We start from the raw sequence: 15,384 nt of genomic DNA, 5'->3' as shown, positions 1-15,384 counted from the left end.
CGACTGGGGGTGGTGCGGGCGTGGTCACGTGACTGGCGTGACCACCCCCAGTCGCGCGTTCGCGCGACAGCCCCCGCCTGCGGGGGCCTATAGATTCCCGTGTTTGGGTTCGCGCGCTCTTCGCAGCAGCGAGCGGCGACAGCATCGCGAGCCTCGCACAAGACAGCGGGGCCTCAAATTTCAGTTTTTTGCGCATTCAGGAAGGACGGCCGACAATGAGTGAGTCGCGAAACTTCACGTCGGGTCAGCGGGCGTATTTGTCGTCGTTGGCGGCGGTGGACATGGTGGACGCGTCCTCGCGCATCCATTACGCGGACTGGTTCCGTATCGAGTGCATGCGCCGCTATAGGGAGGGTGAGAAGCCGGTGGACCTGTTCCGCCAGGCCGGCCTTGATCCCAAGCTCGTGGGCCACAAGCGCATCGAGCGCGCCTTCGCCCGCTGGAAGCGTTCTCCCGAACCAACCCATCCCAAGCCGCCCGCACCCAAATCCCGCGACACTGTCGACCCGTACGATCCGCGCGACCCGCGCGACCGCCTCATCGCCGCCCAAGCCCTACGCATTCAGCAGCTAGAAGAGGAAATCCGCTTCCTCAAACGAGCATAGACGCGCTACTCTCAAACGAACACAGACGACTTTCGGAGCGGATGTCGCTGTGTGGGACGCGCAGCCCAGTGGGCTGCGCGTGTCGATTATCAGCGACAACGCCATATAGCGAAACCAGGTAATCTCGTGGCTTCCGCGCCATTCCGTCGGCGTGACAACGTCGTGCTTGGCATGCTCTGAGTTGCGGTGGCCATCTATCCCGTTCTCAGTACGCATACCGCCAACCAACAGGAAAACCACGTCGAACACAGCGACATCCGTCCCTTAAACAGACAAACAAACCGCGTTATCCCCAAACGAACACAGACGGCTTTTGGAGCGGATGTCGCTGTGTGAGACGTAAGACTTGGCCTACCGGCCCGGAGGGTGTCGAACACGGCGACATCCGCTCCCAAGACACGTACAATGCTCATCTGACGTGCTTTCCCGTTGATTTGCCGGTATACGTCCTGAAAACGGGTTGGTTTGGCCACTGTGACTCGGGAGCGGGCCAGGAACGATGGCGTTGCCCTTTGATATCGGTACGCACAACCCAGTTCAACTGCGCTGTGCGTCACGCGGCTGTGACACAATCGAAGACATGCCGAACAATGCACACAGCTCCTCGCATCGCAAGCTCATCGTCGTCATTATCGTTGCCGCCGTGGTGCTTGTGCTGGCGTTGTTGTCGGCATTCGTGTGGCCGGGCTGGGCTTTGGTCAAGCCGCAATCCCAGCAATCGCAACAGCAGCAGACCTCCCAGCCGACCGAGCCGAGCATCGAGGCCACCGCGTTGCCGAGCGACGCCACGCAGCTGCTCAAGGCCATGCCCGACAGTGTGCTCAACTTCGTGCGCACCAAGGCCGATGCTAGCAATACTTGGAAGGAAGCCTCCCCGCTGGAGGAATACACACTCACTTATAGTACCGGCGAGACGGGAGAGGACGTCACGCTGGTGGTGGCGCAGTGGAGCGACGCCGATGACGCAACCAGCCAATACAAGGCATTGTCGAAAGCTATGAGCGGCAAGGAACTTTCCTCGGGTGCGGTGAAGGTCAAAGGCGAGGAAACCGGCCAATACCTCATCAAATCCGACGACAAGGATGACGATAACGCCACCGCCGTGTGGCGCAATGACACCGTGGTGTTCCAGGCGAGCGGTTCCCAAACGTGTGTGCAGCGCTTCGTCGAGAAGTTCCCGCTGTGACTTTCGCGGCGCTGCTCAAGTGGCGCTCGCGCCTGGCCTAGTCCGTAAGAACGTGTATAGTTGGGCAAGTTGCAACGTTACGATTAATCGAAATGGAGGCTTCCGATGGGTTCCGTCATCAAGAAGCGCCGCAAGCGGATGAGCAAGAAGAAGCACCGCAAACTGCTGCGTAAGACCCGCCACCAGCGCAAGTAGTCTTTCGCTTTCAAGGCATTTGAAAACCCCGTCAGGCGTTTTGCCGACGGGGTTTTGTTTTTGCGGACTGCCGTGTTTCCTATATCGTCACTTGTCTATCATCACTTGTTCGAGTTGGTCATCACGCGCGGGCCGTCCGGGTTACCCACGATCACGGTGTCCACCATGTTGAGGAACAGACCGTGCTCCACCACGCCCACGGTGGTGATGAGATCGTCGGCCAGCGCCTGCGGATGCTCGATGAGGTCAAGGTGCAGGTCGACCACGAAGTTGCTTTCGTCGGTGCGCACCTCCTTGCCACTGGCGTCGAGGCGCAAGGTGGGCTTGTAGCCGCGCGATTCGAATTTCTTGATGACGTGACCCGCGCCGAAGGGAATCACCTCGACGGGCAGCGGGAACGCGCCGATGGTGTTGACCACCTTGGATTCGTCGACGATCCACACGATCTTGTTGGAGTTGGTGGCCACGATTTTCTCCCACAGCAGGGCCGCGCCGCCGCCCTTGATGCCGTTGAAGTTGGAGTCCACTTCGTCGGCGCCGTCGATGGTGATGTCGATGTGATCGACGTCGTCGACGTCCACGATTTTGATGCCGTAGCTCTCGGCCTGCTCCTGGGTGCGGCGGGACGTGGTGACGCCGGTGAACTCAAGGCCTTCCTCCTTGACGCGGCGGCCGAGTTCGTCCACGAGGAACTTCACGGTGGAGCCGGTGCCGAGCCCTGCGATCATGCCATTTTCGATGAGCCTGGCGGCTTCGATGCCCGCCGCCTTTTTCAGGGCGTCTTGCTGCGCCTTATCCATAGCCTCTCCTTAGTTTGTGCGGACAATATACCAATCATCCTACCGTGAACGGGGGTTGTTGTGGAGCCGTGTCCGCTTTGCGACGCGAAGAGGCTGGCGGGGTGCGCAAAAAGTCGTTATCGGCGTGTGAAGGGCGCGTTGATGATGTGCAGGTTGCCGTCGCCGTCCACAAGGCCCTCCACTTCGATGGCGCCGCGAATGGGCATCGGTTTGCCTGTGAAATACGGGCTGGTTTTGGGTGCGGGGGAGAAGGTGAGTTCGCCCGACACCGTCAGCCCGGTGGGCGCGGCTGTGGCGGCGGGTGCGGTCGTTTGTTTCACGCCTCGTTTCACACCCTGTTTCACAGCGTGTTCCACGGATTGTTTCACAGAAACAGCATCGGTGTCCGTTGTTGTGTTGCGAATAACTGCTTCGTTGGCCGCGCCTCCCGCGTCTCCCGTGCCTCCCCTGCCGCTCAGTGCCAACTGCACATCCGGCGGCACGTCCGTACCTTCCGCATACTCGGAAGACAGCAGCGAACGCCATCCCTCGATGGGCAGATAGCCGTCACGCGCGCCCGAGCGGCAGTCGGAAGCATAGGTGCGCGCCAGTTCGTCGACCAGTTCGTTGCCTTCGTTGCCGGCATGCCCCTTCACCCAGTGAAACTCCACCGATCCGGCGCGTTTGGAAATCTCCGCGTCGATGGCCTTGATGAGTTCGGCGTTTTTCACCGGCTTTTTCTGCGAGTTCTTCCAGCCGTTCTTCTTCCAGCCCTTGATCCACTTGGTCGAGCAGTTGATGGCATATTGCGAATCCGTTTCGATGACGAGCGGCTCACTGCCGGGGTGCGCGCGCAACGCCTGCAGCACCGCGCACAGTTCGCCGATTTGGTTGGTGCCGTTGGTGGCGCCGCCCGCGTCGTAGCCGTGCTCGTCGTGGTCATGCCCGGGCGCGCCGCCCGCGTTCTTCGCGTGATCCGCCCAAGCCCAGCCCATTGGGCCATTTGGATTGCCCAGTGCGGAGCCATCCGTTGAAACAGTAATCGTCACCGGGTTCCCACTCCTTCTATGCAATCCAAATGTCCCCTTCGCGGGCGCAGAGTAGCGCGCCCGCTCACTTCGCCTACGTGCAGCCCACTGGGCTGCCCGTTTAACGGCTCAGCATTTGGATTGCCCAGTGCGGAGCCATCCGTTGAAACAGTAATCGTCATATATTTACCCTACGAACCGCGCCCGACCCTCACAAGCCGCGCTCGCGCTGGCCAATGCGCTCCATGAAGCCGGTGCGGTCGGCCTCGGTGATTTCGCGCAGCACGCGCGCCGGATTGCCCACGGCGATGCTGTTCGCGGGAATGTCGCGCGTCACCACGGAACCCGCCCCAATCACCGCGCCGTCACCGATGGTCACGCCGCCGAGCACGCTCACATGGCCGCCCAGCCACACGCCGTTGCCGATGACGATGGGCTTGGCCTGACACGCGCCGTTCTTGCGCTCCTCGAAATCAAGCGCATGGTTGGTGGCGAACAGACCCACCATCGGAGCAATCCACACATAGTCACCGAGCGTGATCGGCGCGTTGTCGAGCATCACGCAATCGAAGTTGATATAGGCGTGAGATCCGATGGTGATATTGCGCCCCACCTCGCAACGGAAGTTCGGCTCGATAAACACATCCTCGCCCACCGATTTGAACAGTTGCTCCATGATTTCGCGACGCCGCTCGACATCCTCGTAGTCGGTCTTGTTGTATTCCACGAACAGCTTCTTCGCCTCGGCGCGCTTGCGCTCGATGTCCGGGTGCGAATCCTGATAGACCTCGCCGGCCACCATCAGCTCCCATTCGTGGCGCCCGGCCTCGCTCATGCCCGCCGTCTCGTCAATCTCGCTCACATTGGCCTCCTCGCGTTGGATGAAAGAATACGGAAGCGATTATATCGATTGGCTGTTGATATATGCGATTGGTACGTGCGGTTGGTGTGTGCGGTTGGTGTGTGCGATTCGCGCGTGTGGTTGGTAAATGCGGTTGATATATGTGCCTGATATATGCACTATCGCGTGTGCGCGGATGAACACACCGTTGCCGGTTGCGAAATTTTTGGTGCGATACGGCCGCCGGCGGGTGCGTCGGGATTTTGTCGTTTAGGCTATAAAAGAAGCATAAGAGAAGCGATGATGCGCCCGAAGGTATATTGGATGAAAGGGTGTCGAATATGGGAATGCCGCTTGATTTGTATGTGATTCGCCACGGCGAGTCCGAAGCGAACGTCATCATCAGCGCGGGCGAGCAGGGCGACAACTCCCTGTATACGCAAGACAATGTCACCGTGCCCGACCGCTCGTGGAGGCTCACCGCCACCGGGCGCAAACAGGCCGACTGCATCGGCCGCTGGCTCGTCGAGCAACAGCAGTTGTTCGACCGCTACCTCGTCTCGCCATACGTGCGCACCCGCGAGACGGCCGCGACGATGGCCCTGCCCAAGGCAAAATGGGAGGAGTGCCGCGTGCTACGTGAGCGCTCCTGGGGCGAGATCAGCACCATCACCAAAGACGAGTTCAAAATCACTTACGAACGCAACTGGCTGTTCAAGGCCACCGACCCGCTGTATTGGAGACCGCCGGCGGGCGAATCCATCGCGGACGTGGCCGAGAATCGCGTGCATAACCTGCTGACCTCCCTGAACCGCAAGTCCGACGCCGAATCGGTGGTGATGGTCTCCCACGGTGATTTGATGCTCGCGCTGATGCTCACCTTGGAGGACCTGTCGGACGAGGAGTTCATGCATCGGGCCGATTCATCCCACTGGGCGATCACCAACTGCACCTGTCTGCATTATTCGCGCCGCGACCCGGCCACCGGGCGCACTCACAAGCGTTTTTGCTGGGAGCAGACCGCACGCCCCATGCTGAGCGGCACAACCGGCAAATGGGAGGTCAATGTTGAGCCGTGGCGTCAGTTCGGCCCGCCGTTGCTGTCGAATGGCGACCTGGTGGATGTGGTTCAGGCGGTCGATCCCCATCTGGTTGCTCCTCGCGGGAAATAATGCCTTACTGCCTTTGGTGCCTTATTTGCCTCAAGGCTTGCCCAGGGGCGCCTAATACCCAATAAGCCACCTAGGGGTAGGGGATACTACAATATCCCTCGGCGCGCGGCCGCCCATAAGCCGCGCCGAAACCTCACGACGAGAAGAGAACAGCAATGAGCAATATATTCCAATGGAACCTGCACGGCGACGGCAAAACGCTCGCGCCCGGCGAAGTCGTCGAGCCCGATGAGCGCCTGAGCTGGCCGCGCACCGCCGAAATCGGCGCGCAACACGTCATCGCCATGTTCGGCGCGACGTTCCTCGTGCCGATTCTGACGCATTTCGACCCCTCGACCACGCTGTTCTTCACGGCCATGTCCACGGCGCTGTTCCTGCTGATCAACAGGAACGTGCTGCCGAGCTATCTCGGTTCGTCCTTCGGCTTCATCGCGCCGATTACGGCGGTCGCCTCCGCCAACAAGGGCATCGCCGTCGCTTCGTTCGGCATCATGGTTACCGGCGTGCTGCTGGCTTTGGTCGGCGTCGCGGTGCATTTTGCCGGCGCGAAGTGGATCGACATCATCATGCCCCCGGTGGTCAACGGTGCCATCGTGGCCATCATTGGCTTCAACCTTGCGCCCAGCGTGTGGAACAACTTCAAGGTCGCTCCCGACACCGCCATCGTCACGCTGGTCGCCGTGTTGCTGGTGGCCGTGCTGTTCAAGGGTTTGCTTGGCCGACTGAACATTCTGCTCGGTGTGATTGTGGGCTATATTTACGCGTGCTTCCGCGGTCAGGTTGATTTCTCCGCCATCGGCGAGGCTGATTGGATCGGCTTGCCGCAGTTCCATCTTCCGCAGGTCGATTTCTCGATTCTGCCTATGTTCATCCCCGTCGTGCTGGTGCTGATCGCCGAGAACGTGGGGCATGTCAAGTCCGTCGCCCAAATGACCGGCCGCGATTACGACGGCCAGATGGGCACCGCCCTGTTCGCAGACGGCTTGGGCACCGCCATCGCCGGCTTCGGCGGCGGTTCGGGCACCACCACCTACGGCGAGAACATCGGCGTGATGGCCGCCACCAAGGTGTATTCCACCGCGGCCTATTGGTGCGCCGCCGCGTTCGCGCTCATCCTGTCGCTGTGCCCGAAGTTCGGCGCGGTCATCAACACCATTCCCGCCGGCGTGCTCGGCGGCGTGACCACGTTGCTCTATGGCATGATCGGCATGATCGGCGTGCGCATCTGGGTGGAGAACAAGGTCGATTTCGACAAGCCGCTGAACGTGATGACGGCTGCCATCGTGATGATCATCGGCATCGCCGACTTCACCTGCGCCGTCTCCGGCATCCAATTCAACGGCATCGCCATCGGCACCATCGTCGTGCTCGTCGCCTATCACGGCCTAAAGGCCATCGGCAAGGCAACCGGCACCATCGACAAAAACGACCCCGACATCAAGTAGCCGCGATTCCGCCCCACCCCCCAAACGCCTCCTTCCCCCAAGGAGGCGTTTCGCATAAATTATGCGATAGGAGAATCAAAAGGAACTAATCGAGTGGAGGCGGGTCTCTATGTTGGGTCATGTCACCCATGCGTTTGGCGGCAATGGGTTCGTCTCTTTGTCACGAGTAGAGTCCCACAAGGTGCAGCGGCAGAGCTTGATAGATTAATTTTAGGGTAGTAAACTCAAACTCAGTTTTGAAAATCAAACTGCAGCTAAAACTAAAACATCAAACCCTATCGCTTGTTTTCATGGAGGCCTCTTGGATCGACTTGAACTAATTCGTCAAAACCTTGCACCGCTTAACGACGCTCTTCCAGTTCTGCTGCCGCGGGCCAGAAGCCGTTCGCTTTCCGCCATGGATACGCTCGGCACTCCTCGAGCCAAGTATCCGAAGCTTTACGCGGACAGCTTCAACGCGACGCTTCGGGCCGAAATCGCCGATGACCCGATTGATGGTTGGAAACTTACGAGATCCACTTCCTGCCTTCATCTTTACAACGTCGGCACCGGCCTTAAGCTCAGATTCCTCAAGAAATTTAGATTCGAGGGGAACGTGCCGCCGGCCGGTCCGAACCTGCGGCGCAGGGAGGCGTGGGTTCAGCCGGCCATGCTCGATCAGGAGGTTTTCGGCGAACTGCCGCTTCAGGACTGCGAAATCGTCCTTGTCTGGACGGAGGTCGATGGTGCGTTCCATTGTTCCGCGTACCAGCCCACCGGTCCCGGTCGATTCCCAAAGGGCGCCCCCTGCATCGCCCTTATGGTTCTTCCAATGGGCGCAGACCTTGAGAGCTTGGCATTCAGTGGCGGCGATGAGGAAAACGAGCTGCTGGTCCCGCAGTCAAATATCATTGTTCAGGAAAAGAAAGAGACGGTCCAATGAACGAGTTCAACCCCGAGCGCATCGAGCTTGCAAGGCAGTACCGGGGTTGGACCAAGAAGGAACTCGCCGAACGTTGCGATATGACCCCGACCTACATCGGCAGACTGATTGCTGACTCTAGCGCTCATCTGACCGAATCAAGCATCGAGAAAATCGCCTACGCGACGAGTCTTCCCCTATCCTTCTTTATGCTGCGGGGAAACGGCATGGATTGGGAACGGCTCGCCTTCCGGCGCAAGAAGAAAATCACCAAGAATCTTGACCATCGCATTTGCGCGGAGTTCGAGATGCTGGCAGACACGATTTCCAGAGTCAGGTCAATGTCGGATGTGCCCGACGAGACGGCATCTTGGCTGGATGAAGTTGCCCCGACTTCGGATCCGCAGTCGCAAGGTGTCCGGCGCATCGCGGCGAATACGCGCGCCGTACTGGGGCTTCCGGCTACTGGGGCCGTGCGCAATGTGATTCGAAGCGCGGAGCGCAAGGGAGTTGTTATCGCGCCGCTGACAGTGGAAGTGAACGATGCGGTCAGCGACGGCGTAACCTACCCAGGCAAAACCCTCATAGGCTATTTCCCGGAAAACAAACCGGGGGACCGACTCAGGTTCACTATCGCCCATGAGCTGGGGCATCTGGTGCTGCATCGGAATCGCCGTCCAAAGGATGTGTCCCTGATGGAGAGGGAGGCCAATGAATTCGCCGGCGAATTTCTTCTTCCCGAATCCGATGCCCGTTCGGTTCTCAGTTCGAGCATGATGCTGGAGGACTACCGGTATGTGAAGTCCGGCTGGGGAATTTCCATTGCCGCGACCGTGCGTCGAGCCTTTGATCTGGGACTGATCGACGGGGACAAATACAAGTCCCTGTACGTTCGCATGGCGCAACGTCGTTGGACGAAGCATGAACCGGTGGAAGTCAAGGTGGAGCATCCGGTGCTTTTCTCTCAGATGCTTGGCAGAGCGTTCGAGGGGCTTGATGACTCCGGCCATTCCACAGTGCCGCGGGCGGGTCTTGAGGGGTTCCTTGGCGTTCCCTTTGAATTGGCAAACGACTGGTGCGATAACGGGCTGACGGAAAAAGCCGAGAACTGGATGCCCTGAACTGACCCAAACAGCACCGCCGTCATCTTTGATCCGCGCAGTCGGCGGGATTCGAAACCGTTCATGAACCCGCGCGGCTTTCTTCGGGAAGCCTCGTAGCCGAAATTGTCCAGCCCGCACTATGACAATACATACACTTCGGCCATCGACATCAACGCCACGTCTCTCCGCCTCCTTCCCCAAGGAGGCGTTTCGCATAAGGAATCTATTGGCTGAGTGGTTGGTATTGGTCGCCTTTGGTTGTCAGGCTCGGCATTGTTCCGTTGGCGAGGTCTTGCGCCATGAACGGGACGAAATAGAGCGGTACGGTGAGCAGCTTTTGCTCGGGGTTGTAGCCGTAGTTGTTCCTGGAAATCTTGATGGCGTAATCGAACCTGTTGTGATTCGCGAACTTCTCAAGGGAGTTGAGTGTCCCCCTGCCTTTCTTGACATCAATGGGATACAGTTTGTTGCCTGATTCGATGATGAACTCAAGTTCGGCGGATGCTTTGCCGCGCCAGTAGAACAGTTTGTTTCCTGTCGCCACCAATTCGTTGGCGACGAAGTTCTCGAAGAATATGCCCGACAGCGTGTTCTCCTTTTCGTTTGACACGAAGGAGGCGGCGTTGATGCCGCTCTGATAGGAGAACATGCCAATATCGCCAAGGAACAAACGGAACCGGCTGTCGCCGTCTGCCATGAGCGGCATGGTGACATGCTCCTTGAGCTGGAATGACTGGTTGACGACATGCGCCAACGTGAGCCACTGGATGGAAGTGGCGAAGTCCCTCGTCTTGCCTTTCTCTTCGATCAGGCCGGGCGAGAAGTTCTTTGATTCCCTGTTCAGCTCCCTGTAGATGCTCTGAAACAGGGTGCGGCACCGCAATACGGCCTCTTGGCTTGCCTGATACAGCTCCATGTCGGAAAGATAATTGTCGTACAGAACCTTCAATATCTCCCGTGATTCAATCAGGCTGCCACCGTCGATGTAGGCCTCCACAGCCTCCGGCATACCTCCCACGAGCAGGTATTTGTACAGGTGCTCCATCGTCAGGTCGTGGACGTGCGCATCCAATGGGTGCTTGTCCACGTAGGCGGTTTTCACGGCCTCGTAAAGCATTTCATTGTCGTTCATCAGAAACTCGCCAAAGGTCATGGGATGGAGTGTTATCTGGTTGATTTTCCCCACGGGGAAAAGGAACTTGCCGTCGCTCGCCCCTCGTTTATGGGTTTCCCTTTGCAGTTTGATGCGCACCATCGAACCCGTCGCAATGACGGGCACCTCCCTGAAGTCCTGACAGAAATATTTGAGTGCCGAAATGACGTTGGGGCATTCCTGCACTTCATCGAAAATCAGCAGCGTTTTTTCATCTATCCGTTTGCCCATGCGCAGCGAGATGTATTCGATGATTTTCGCCGCGTCGGCGGTTTGGGCGCAAAACTCGCGAATCTCGTCGTCCTTTTTGCAATCCACATAGATGTGATTGTTCCCGTAGCGGGTTTTCGCGAAGAGATCCTGCACGAGATAGGTTTTGCCGACCTGTCGCGCCCCCCAGACGATCAGCGGCTTCCTGTGCTTGTTGTTCTTCCAATCCACCAGTTCCTGTAGCGCGGTTCTTTTCATGGCTTTCTCCTTGACATTCCAACCTAATTATATATTATTTGCACCAATTGGGACGTTATTTCAGGTATTAATTGCACCAATTGGCATGTTGCATTGGGCATTATTTGCACCAATTGGTGTGTTATATCTGGGATTATTTGCACCAATTGGGGTGTTGTATCGGGCATTAATTGCACCAATTGGCGGGTTGTATTGGAGATTAATTGCACCTTTGCAAAGGTTTTGGCATGTATTAACTGTGTCAATTAGACGAAAAGTGTGGGTGATGGGCAAAGATACGGCTTCATATATCCTCAACAGTTGGCCGTTCGGCGCGCAGATTCTGTAATGTGGGGCCGAATATGAGTCCGATAAGCGAATCTGTTCACTGGCCGACTGGCTGGTATTGGTCGTCCTTGGTGAAGCACTTTTTGTAGACCATCGACATGATCAGGCTGTCGGCGAGCAGCGTCAGCGCGGCGATGACGGCCAGAATCAGAAACTGGTATTTCGCGGCATCAATGGGATTGCCACCCGCGATCACCTGCCCAGCCATCATGCCCGGCACGGTGACGATGCCCGCGGAGGCGAGTGAGGCGGTGGTGGGCAGCAAGCCAAGGCGAATCGACGAGACGATGGAAGGCCGCGCCGCCTCCCACGCCGTGGCGCCGAGCGCGAGCAACGTATCAACCTCGTCGCGCCGCTCCCTCATGCTCTCGAAGAAGCGCGAGAGGCCAACGGCCAGCGTGGAAACGGTGTTGCCGAGCAGCATGCCGGTCAAAGGCACCACCAGCTGCGGCGCATACCACGGTTGAGGCCGGATGATGAGTTCGGTGACCAGCGACACCATGATGAGCATCGTGACGACCAGGCTGAGCAACACCGGCCCGGCCATGCCCTTCGGCACGCCTGTGGCGCGCGACAGGGTGATCTGCACGGCGGCGACCAGCATGACGGCGATGAGCAGCAGCACGAACCACGGGTTGTTCGACTTGATGACGAATGCCATGACGAAGCCCATCGCGCACAGTTGCAGCAGCGCGCGGCATGCCGACCACAGCAGCGTTTTGCCGATGCCCATGCGCATGATGCCCGAAATGCCGGCCGCGATGGCGACCATCGCCAACGCGATGAGCAGACCCCAGATATCGATGGAATAGTAGTTGCCGTTCATGCCGCGCCTCCTTCGCGCGCCGAGGCGGCGGTGAGGCGTCCGTCTTGCAACGTGAGGACACGCGAAGCCCGTCCATCCGGCGGGCGGTGCCTGACGCGAATGACGGCCATGCCGCCCGCGGCGGCGTTCGCCATGATGGTCGCCACTTTGTCGGCGTTGACGTCGTCCAATCCGGCGTCCACCTCGTCGGCCAGCAGCACTTTCGGCTCGGTCAGCAACGTGCGTGCCAGGCTGACGCGCGCCGCCTGACCGCCCGACAAATCATGTGGGGCGCGGTCGAGATCGATGTCCTCGCACCCCAAAGCAACAAGCATCCGGCGAATGCGCTGGTCGGGCAATATGTCGGCGCTTGCGCCAGCCGGCGCGAAAAAGGAACGCAGGCGCGTTGTGAGCGTGGGGGTTTCCCGGGAGGTGTTGCGGATGGCCAGCGTCCAAGGCAGTCGGATGGTCTGTGCCACGGTTTGCCCCATAAGTATCGGCTTTTGCGGCAGATAGGCGACTTGGGCGCGCCACTGCTGGACGGTGAACTCACGGCAGTCCCGCCCCTGAAGGGCGAACTCGCCGCGCGCGTTCGGGTTCAGCTTGGCGAACGCGGTCAACAGACTGCTTTTGCCGGCGCCGGAAGGGCCTGTCAGATCGACGATCTCGCCGGGGGTGACATCAAGCGAGACGTCGCTGAAAATCACCCGCTCGCCGTCGCCTTGCGGCAGCGTGCACGAAACGTTCGACGCCGAGAACAGATAGCCCATAATTTCCAACCATACCCGCACAAATACGCCACGCGCGGCAGGAAACAAGCCAATAACAAGGCAATAACAAGGCATCTTCAGACATGAGACGGTTCGCACGCGCAATCCAGCGAGGTTATACACTAAGGAGCGGTTCATCAAACTACCTATGACGGAGGGACTCAGCATGGCAGCTGAAGCAAACGTCGGTGTCGTCGGTCTGGCCGCGATGGGCGGCAGCTTGGCCCGCAATCTCGCGCATCACGGCAATAAGGTGGCGGTGTTCAACCGCACTTATGGGCGCACCGAAAAGCTCATGAACGAACACGGCTCGGAGGGCGAGTTCTTCCCGGCCGAAACGCTTGAGGAGTTCGTCAACAGCCTGTCCAAGCCGCGCACCGCCATCATCATGGTCAAGGCGGGCGAGCCAACCGACGCCATGATCAGCGCGCTCGCGGATTTGATGGAGCCGGGGGACATCATCGTCGACGCCGGCAATGCTTATTTCCCGGACACCATGCGCCGCGAGAAGGAAATCAGCGCGCGTGGCTTGCATTTCGTCGGTTGCGGCGTTTCCGGCGGCGAGGAGGGCGCGTTGCGCGGGCCGTCCATGATGCCCGGCGGCACCGAGGAATCATGGAAGACGCTGAAGCCGATTCTCGAATCCATCGCGGCCAAAGCCGAAGGGGAGCCGTGCGTGACGCATATCGGTGCCAACGGCGCGGGTCATTTCGTCAAGATGGTGCACAACGGCATCGAATATTCCGACATGCAGCTCATCGCCGAAAGTTACGATCTGATGCGCCGCGGCTTGGGAATGACTCCGGCCGAGATCGGCGACGTGTTCGAGCGCTGGAACACGACCGAGCTTGACTCCTATCTGATCGAGATCACCGCCGAGGTGCTGCACCAGATTGATTCCAAGACGGGCAAGCCGCTGGTTGATGTGATTGTCGACCATGCTGGCATGAAGGGAACCGGCACGTGGACGGTGCAGACCGCGCTGTCGCTGGCCGTTCCCGTCACGGGCATTGCCGAAGCGGTGTTCGCGCGAGGGCTGTCTTCCGAGGCTGATCTGCGCGAGGAAGCCGTCAAACAGGGATTCGCCGGGCCGGACGGCACGTTGAACCTGTCTGCACAGGAGCGCGAGGCGTTCATCGAAGACATTCGCCATGCGCTGTATGCCTCCAAGATCGTCGCTTATGCGCAGGGTTTCAACGAAATCACCACTGCGGCCAAGGAATACGACTGGGACATCGACCTGGCCGCCGTGGCGCGCATCTGGCGCGGCGGCTGCATCATCCGCGCGAAATTCCTCAACCGCATCTCCGACGCTTTTGAATCGGGCGAAGCCGATGTCTCTTTGCTGTGCGCCCCTTATTTCAAGGAGGCCATCGAGAAGGCCGGGCCGTCTTGGCGGCGCGTGGTGGCCGAAGCCGCGCGTTGCGGCTTGCCGACCCCGGTGTTCGCGTCGTCGCTGTCGTATTTCGACGGCCTGCGTTCCAAGCGTCTGCCCGCCGCGCTCGTTCAGGGCCAGCGCGATTTCTTCGGCGCGCACACCTACCAGCGAGTCGATCAGCCGGGGGTTTTCCACACGCTGTGGGCCACCGAGGAGCGCGAGGAAATCGAAGTCTGATAGATATGCGCTGAACTTATATGCTTGAGGGGCTTTCTGCGGCTATATAAGCCGTGAAAGCCCCTTTTGGAATCCAAGTTAAGTTTTGGCTTACCGCAATCCGTTACTGGATTATCGCGAATATCGCAAATATCGTAACGATTACAGCTTGCTGGCCGCGCCCTCGTCGATGAGCCAAAGCAGTTCCTCGCCATCGGCGTAGGAGCTGGGTGCGTGCGGGTTGTTGCGCCGCGCAAATGCCGCCTTCACCGCGTCGGCCTTACGCGCACCCGAGGTGAACACCCAAGTGCGGCGCGAGCGGGCGATCATCGGCACGCTCAGGGTCAGGCGCAGCGGCGGCGGCTTGGGCGAATCGCGCACGCCGGCCACCAAAACCTGCGGATCGTCGATCTCCGCCTCGCCATGGTCGGGGAACAGCGAGGCGAAATGCGCGTCCGGCCCCACGCCAAATAGCGCGATGTCGAGCGTCGGGCGGTCCCCAAGTTGTTCGACAAACTCTCGCTGATAGTCGGCTGCCGCGCGTGCCAGCGCGGCATCGGTCTGCTCCGGCGAAGCCTCGGCGATTTCCTCGGCACCGCGCGTGTCCGCCGGCATGGCGTGGATATTGCCGGTCGGCATTGCGCCGGACTCGATCAACGCGCCGAACAGGGCGTCGTTCGCCTGCTTGGCATTGCGGTCATCGTCGCCGGCGGCCACAAACCGCTCGTCGCCCCACCACACATGCACGCGCGACCAATCCACCGCTTCGGCAAGCGGGCTTTTGCCCACGGCCTCAAGCATGCGAATGCCGTCGGTGCCGCCGGTCACGGCGATATCGACGCGGGTGCGGCTCGGCTCGGCTATGAGGTCGATGAGGGTCAGTAGCGTGCGTGCGGCCACAGCCTCGGCCAACACCTGTGGGTTCGGATAGACGATGGTCGCGAGTTCTGCCATGAATGCCTCTTATGTTCGGTTTATTGCTCGGTCTATATTTGCTCGGTTTATGCCCAGT

16 protein-coding genes are annotated in these 15,384 nt (G+C 59.5%); 9 read left to right on the top strand and 7 right to left on the bottom strand.

The window, feature by feature from the left end; genetic code table 11:
• The first annotated feature begins 215 nt into the window (after positions 1-215).
• From G1C94_RS00120 to G1C94_RS00110, 3 genes are all read left to right on the top strand, one after another.
• Positions 216-605: a hypothetical protein gene (locus tag G1C94_RS00120; RefSeq protein WP_172143573.1), complete on the top strand. Its 390-nt coding sequence runs from the start codon at positions 216-218 to the stop codon at positions 603-605.
• A gap of 580 nt (positions 606-1,185) precedes the next feature.
• Positions 1,186-1,791 (top strand): hypothetical protein, encoded by a 606-nt coding sequence (locus G1C94_RS00115; protein ID WP_172143571.1) that lies wholly within the window; start codon positions 1,186-1,188, stop codon positions 1,789-1,791.
• A gap of 105 nt (positions 1,792-1,896) precedes the next feature.
• Entirely contained in the window at positions 1,897-1,986 is a 90-nt protein-coding gene (locus tag G1C94_RS00110; RefSeq protein WP_004268639.1) for a 30S ribosomal protein bS22, read from the top strand.
• A 101-nt stretch (positions 1,987-2,087) separates the two neighbouring features.
• Here G1C94_RS00110 and rpiA read toward each other — a convergent pair whose 3' ends face one another.
• The 3 genes from rpiA to G1C94_RS00095 all read right to left on the bottom strand — a co-directional run bounded on the left by rpiA (position 2,088) and on the right by G1C94_RS00095 (position 4,655).
• The gene (gene rpiA / locus G1C94_RS00105) at positions 2,088-2,786 is read right to left on the bottom strand and encodes a ribose-5-phosphate isomerase RpiA (RefSeq protein WP_172143569.1); all 699 of its coding nucleotides are present in this window, start codon (positions 2,784-2,786) and stop codon (positions 2,088-2,090) included.
• A gap of 116 nt (positions 2,787-2,902) precedes the next feature.
• On the bottom strand, positions 2,903-3,760 hold the full coding sequence (locus tag G1C94_RS00100) for a ribonuclease H family protein (protein ID WP_253902240.1): 858 nt from the start codon (positions 3,758-3,760) through the stop codon (positions 2,903-2,905).
• Positions 3,761-4,004: 244 nt separating this feature from the next.
• Positions 4,005-4,655 carry a sugar O-acetyltransferase gene (locus tag G1C94_RS00095; RefSeq protein WP_335341190.1) on the bottom strand — a complete coding sequence of 217 codons (651 nt, stop codon included), beginning with the start codon at positions 4,653-4,655 and terminating at the stop codon, positions 4,005-4,007.
• Between the two features lie 320 nt (positions 4,656-4,975).
• Here G1C94_RS00095 and G1C94_RS00090 point away from each other — a divergent pair, with 320 nt between their 5' ends.
• From G1C94_RS00090 to G1C94_RS00075, 4 genes are all read left to right on the top strand, one after another.
• Positions 4,976-5,806, top strand: a complete 831-nt coding sequence (locus G1C94_RS00090) for a histidine phosphatase family protein (RefSeq protein WP_172143565.1) — start codon at positions 4,976-4,978, stop codon at positions 5,804-5,806.
• A gap of 155 nt (positions 5,807-5,961) precedes the next feature.
• On the top strand, positions 5,962-7,251 hold the full coding sequence (locus G1C94_RS00085) for a uracil-xanthine permease family protein (protein WP_172143563.1): 1,290 nt from the start codon (positions 5,962-5,964) through the stop codon (positions 7,249-7,251).
• Between the two features lie 301 nt (positions 7,252-7,552).
• Positions 7,553-8,173 (top strand): hypothetical protein, encoded by a 621-nt coding sequence (locus G1C94_RS00080; RefSeq protein ID WP_172143561.1) that lies wholly within the window; start codon positions 7,553-7,555, stop codon positions 8,171-8,173.
• Complete coding sequence (locus G1C94_RS00075; protein ID WP_172143559.1) at positions 8,170-9,273, top strand: helix-turn-helix domain-containing protein; 1,104 nt, start codon at positions 8,170-8,172, stop codon at positions 9,271-9,273. Before G1C94_RS00080 ends, G1C94_RS00075 begins: the two co-directional genes overlap by 4 nt.
• Before the next feature lie 205 nt (positions 9,274-9,478).
• Here G1C94_RS00075 and G1C94_RS00070 read toward each other — a convergent pair whose 3' ends face one another.
• Complete coding sequence (locus G1C94_RS00070) at positions 9,479-10,876, bottom strand: ATP-binding protein (RefSeq protein WP_172143557.1); 1,398 nt, start codon at positions 10,874-10,876, stop codon at positions 9,479-9,481.
• Between G1C94_RS00070 and G1C94_RS00065 the strand changes: the two genes are divergently transcribed.
• Entirely contained in the window at positions 10,875-11,204 is a 330-nt protein-coding gene (locus G1C94_RS00065) for a hypothetical protein (RefSeq protein ID WP_172143555.1), read from the top strand. The two genes, G1C94_RS00070 and G1C94_RS00065, sit on opposite strands and share 2 nt — an antisense overlap.
• A gap of 36 nt (positions 11,205-11,240) precedes the next feature.
• On the opposite strand, the gene G1C94_RS00060 is transcribed toward G1C94_RS00065, so the two are convergent.
• Together G1C94_RS00060 and G1C94_RS00055 are read right to left on the bottom strand one after the other, a co-directional pair.
• Positions 11,241-12,029, bottom strand: coding sequence for an ABC transporter permease (locus G1C94_RS00060; RefSeq protein ID WP_172143553.1), 789 nt, complete (start codon positions 12,027-12,029; stop codon positions 11,241-11,243).
• Positions 12,026-12,778 (bottom strand): ABC transporter ATP-binding protein, encoded by a 753-nt coding sequence (locus tag G1C94_RS00055; RefSeq protein ID WP_172143551.1) that lies wholly within the window; start codon positions 12,776-12,778, stop codon positions 12,026-12,028. The genes G1C94_RS00060 and G1C94_RS00055 overlap by 4 nt, the downstream gene beginning before the upstream one ends.
• Before the next feature lie 166 nt (positions 12,779-12,944).
• Between G1C94_RS00055 and gndA the strand changes: the two genes are divergently transcribed.
• On the top strand, positions 12,945-14,393 hold the full coding sequence (gene gndA, locus G1C94_RS00050) for an NADP-dependent phosphogluconate dehydrogenase (protein ID WP_172143550.1): 1,449 nt from the start codon (positions 12,945-12,947) through the stop codon (positions 14,391-14,393).
• 141 nt (positions 14,394-14,534) lie between these two features.
• Here gndA and pgl read toward each other — a convergent pair whose 3' ends face one another.
• Positions 14,535-15,326, bottom strand: coding sequence for a 6-phosphogluconolactonase (gene pgl / locus G1C94_RS00045; protein ID WP_172143549.1), 792 nt, complete (start codon positions 15,324-15,326; stop codon positions 14,535-14,537).
• Between the last annotated feature and the right edge of the window lie 58 nt (positions 15,327-15,384).

The sequence above is a fragment of the Bifidobacterium panos genome (assembly GCF_012932445.1).
GTDB classification, from domain to species: Bacteria; Actinomycetota; Actinomycetes; order Actinomycetales; family Bifidobacteriaceae; genus Bifidobacterium; species Bifidobacterium panos.
Note: the sequence above shows the minus strand (reverse complement) of the source record. Positions and strands in the feature narration are given on the sequence as shown.

Coding starts and splice junctions, on each gene's coding strand:
- G1C94_RS00120 (WP_172143573.1), top strand. CDS start 216: ATGAGTGAGTCGCGAAACTTCACGTCGGGTCAGCGGGCGTATTTGTCG.
- G1C94_RS00115 (WP_172143571.1), top strand. CDS start 1,186: ATGCCGAACAATGCACACAGCTCCTCGCATCGCAAGCTCATCGTCGTC.
- G1C94_RS00110 (WP_004268639.1), top strand. CDS start 1,897: ATGGGTTCCGTCATCAAGAAGCGCCGCAAGCGGATGAGCAAGAAGAAG.
- rpiA (WP_172143569.1), bottom strand. CDS start 2,786: ATGGATAAGGCGCAGCAAGACGCCCTGAAAAAGGCGGCGGGCATCGAA.
- G1C94_RS00100 (WP_253902240.1), bottom strand. CDS start 3,760: ATGGGCTGGGCTTGGGCGGATCACGCGAAGAACGCGGGCGGCGCGCCC.
- G1C94_RS00090 (WP_172143565.1), top strand. CDS start 4,976: ATGGGAATGCCGCTTGATTTGTATGTGATTCGCCACGGCGAGTCCGAA.
- G1C94_RS00085 (WP_172143563.1), top strand. CDS start 5,962: ATGAGCAATATATTCCAATGGAACCTGCACGGCGACGGCAAAACGCTC.
- G1C94_RS00075 (WP_172143559.1), top strand. CDS start 8,170: ATGAACGAGTTCAACCCCGAGCGCATCGAGCTTGCAAGGCAGTACCGG.
- G1C94_RS00065 (WP_172143555.1), top strand. CDS start 10,875: ATGGCTTTCTCCTTGACATTCCAACCTAATTATATATTATTTGCACCA.
- G1C94_RS00070 (WP_172143557.1), bottom strand. CDS start 10,876: ATGAAAAGAACCGCGCTACAGGAACTGGTGGATTGGAAGAACAACAAG.
- G1C94_RS00060 (WP_172143553.1), bottom strand. CDS start 12,029: ATGAACGGCAACTACTATTCCATCGATATCTGGGGTCTGCTCATCGCG.
- G1C94_RS00055 (WP_172143551.1), bottom strand. CDS start 12,778: ATGGGCTATCTGTTCTCGGCGTCGAACGTTTCGTGCACGCTGCCGCAA.
- gndA (WP_172143550.1), top strand. CDS start 12,945: ATGGCAGCTGAAGCAAACGTCGGTGTCGTCGGTCTGGCCGCGATGGGC.
- pgl (WP_172143549.1), bottom strand. CDS start 15,326: ATGGCAGAACTCGCGACCATCGTCTATCCGAACCCACAGGTGTTGGCC.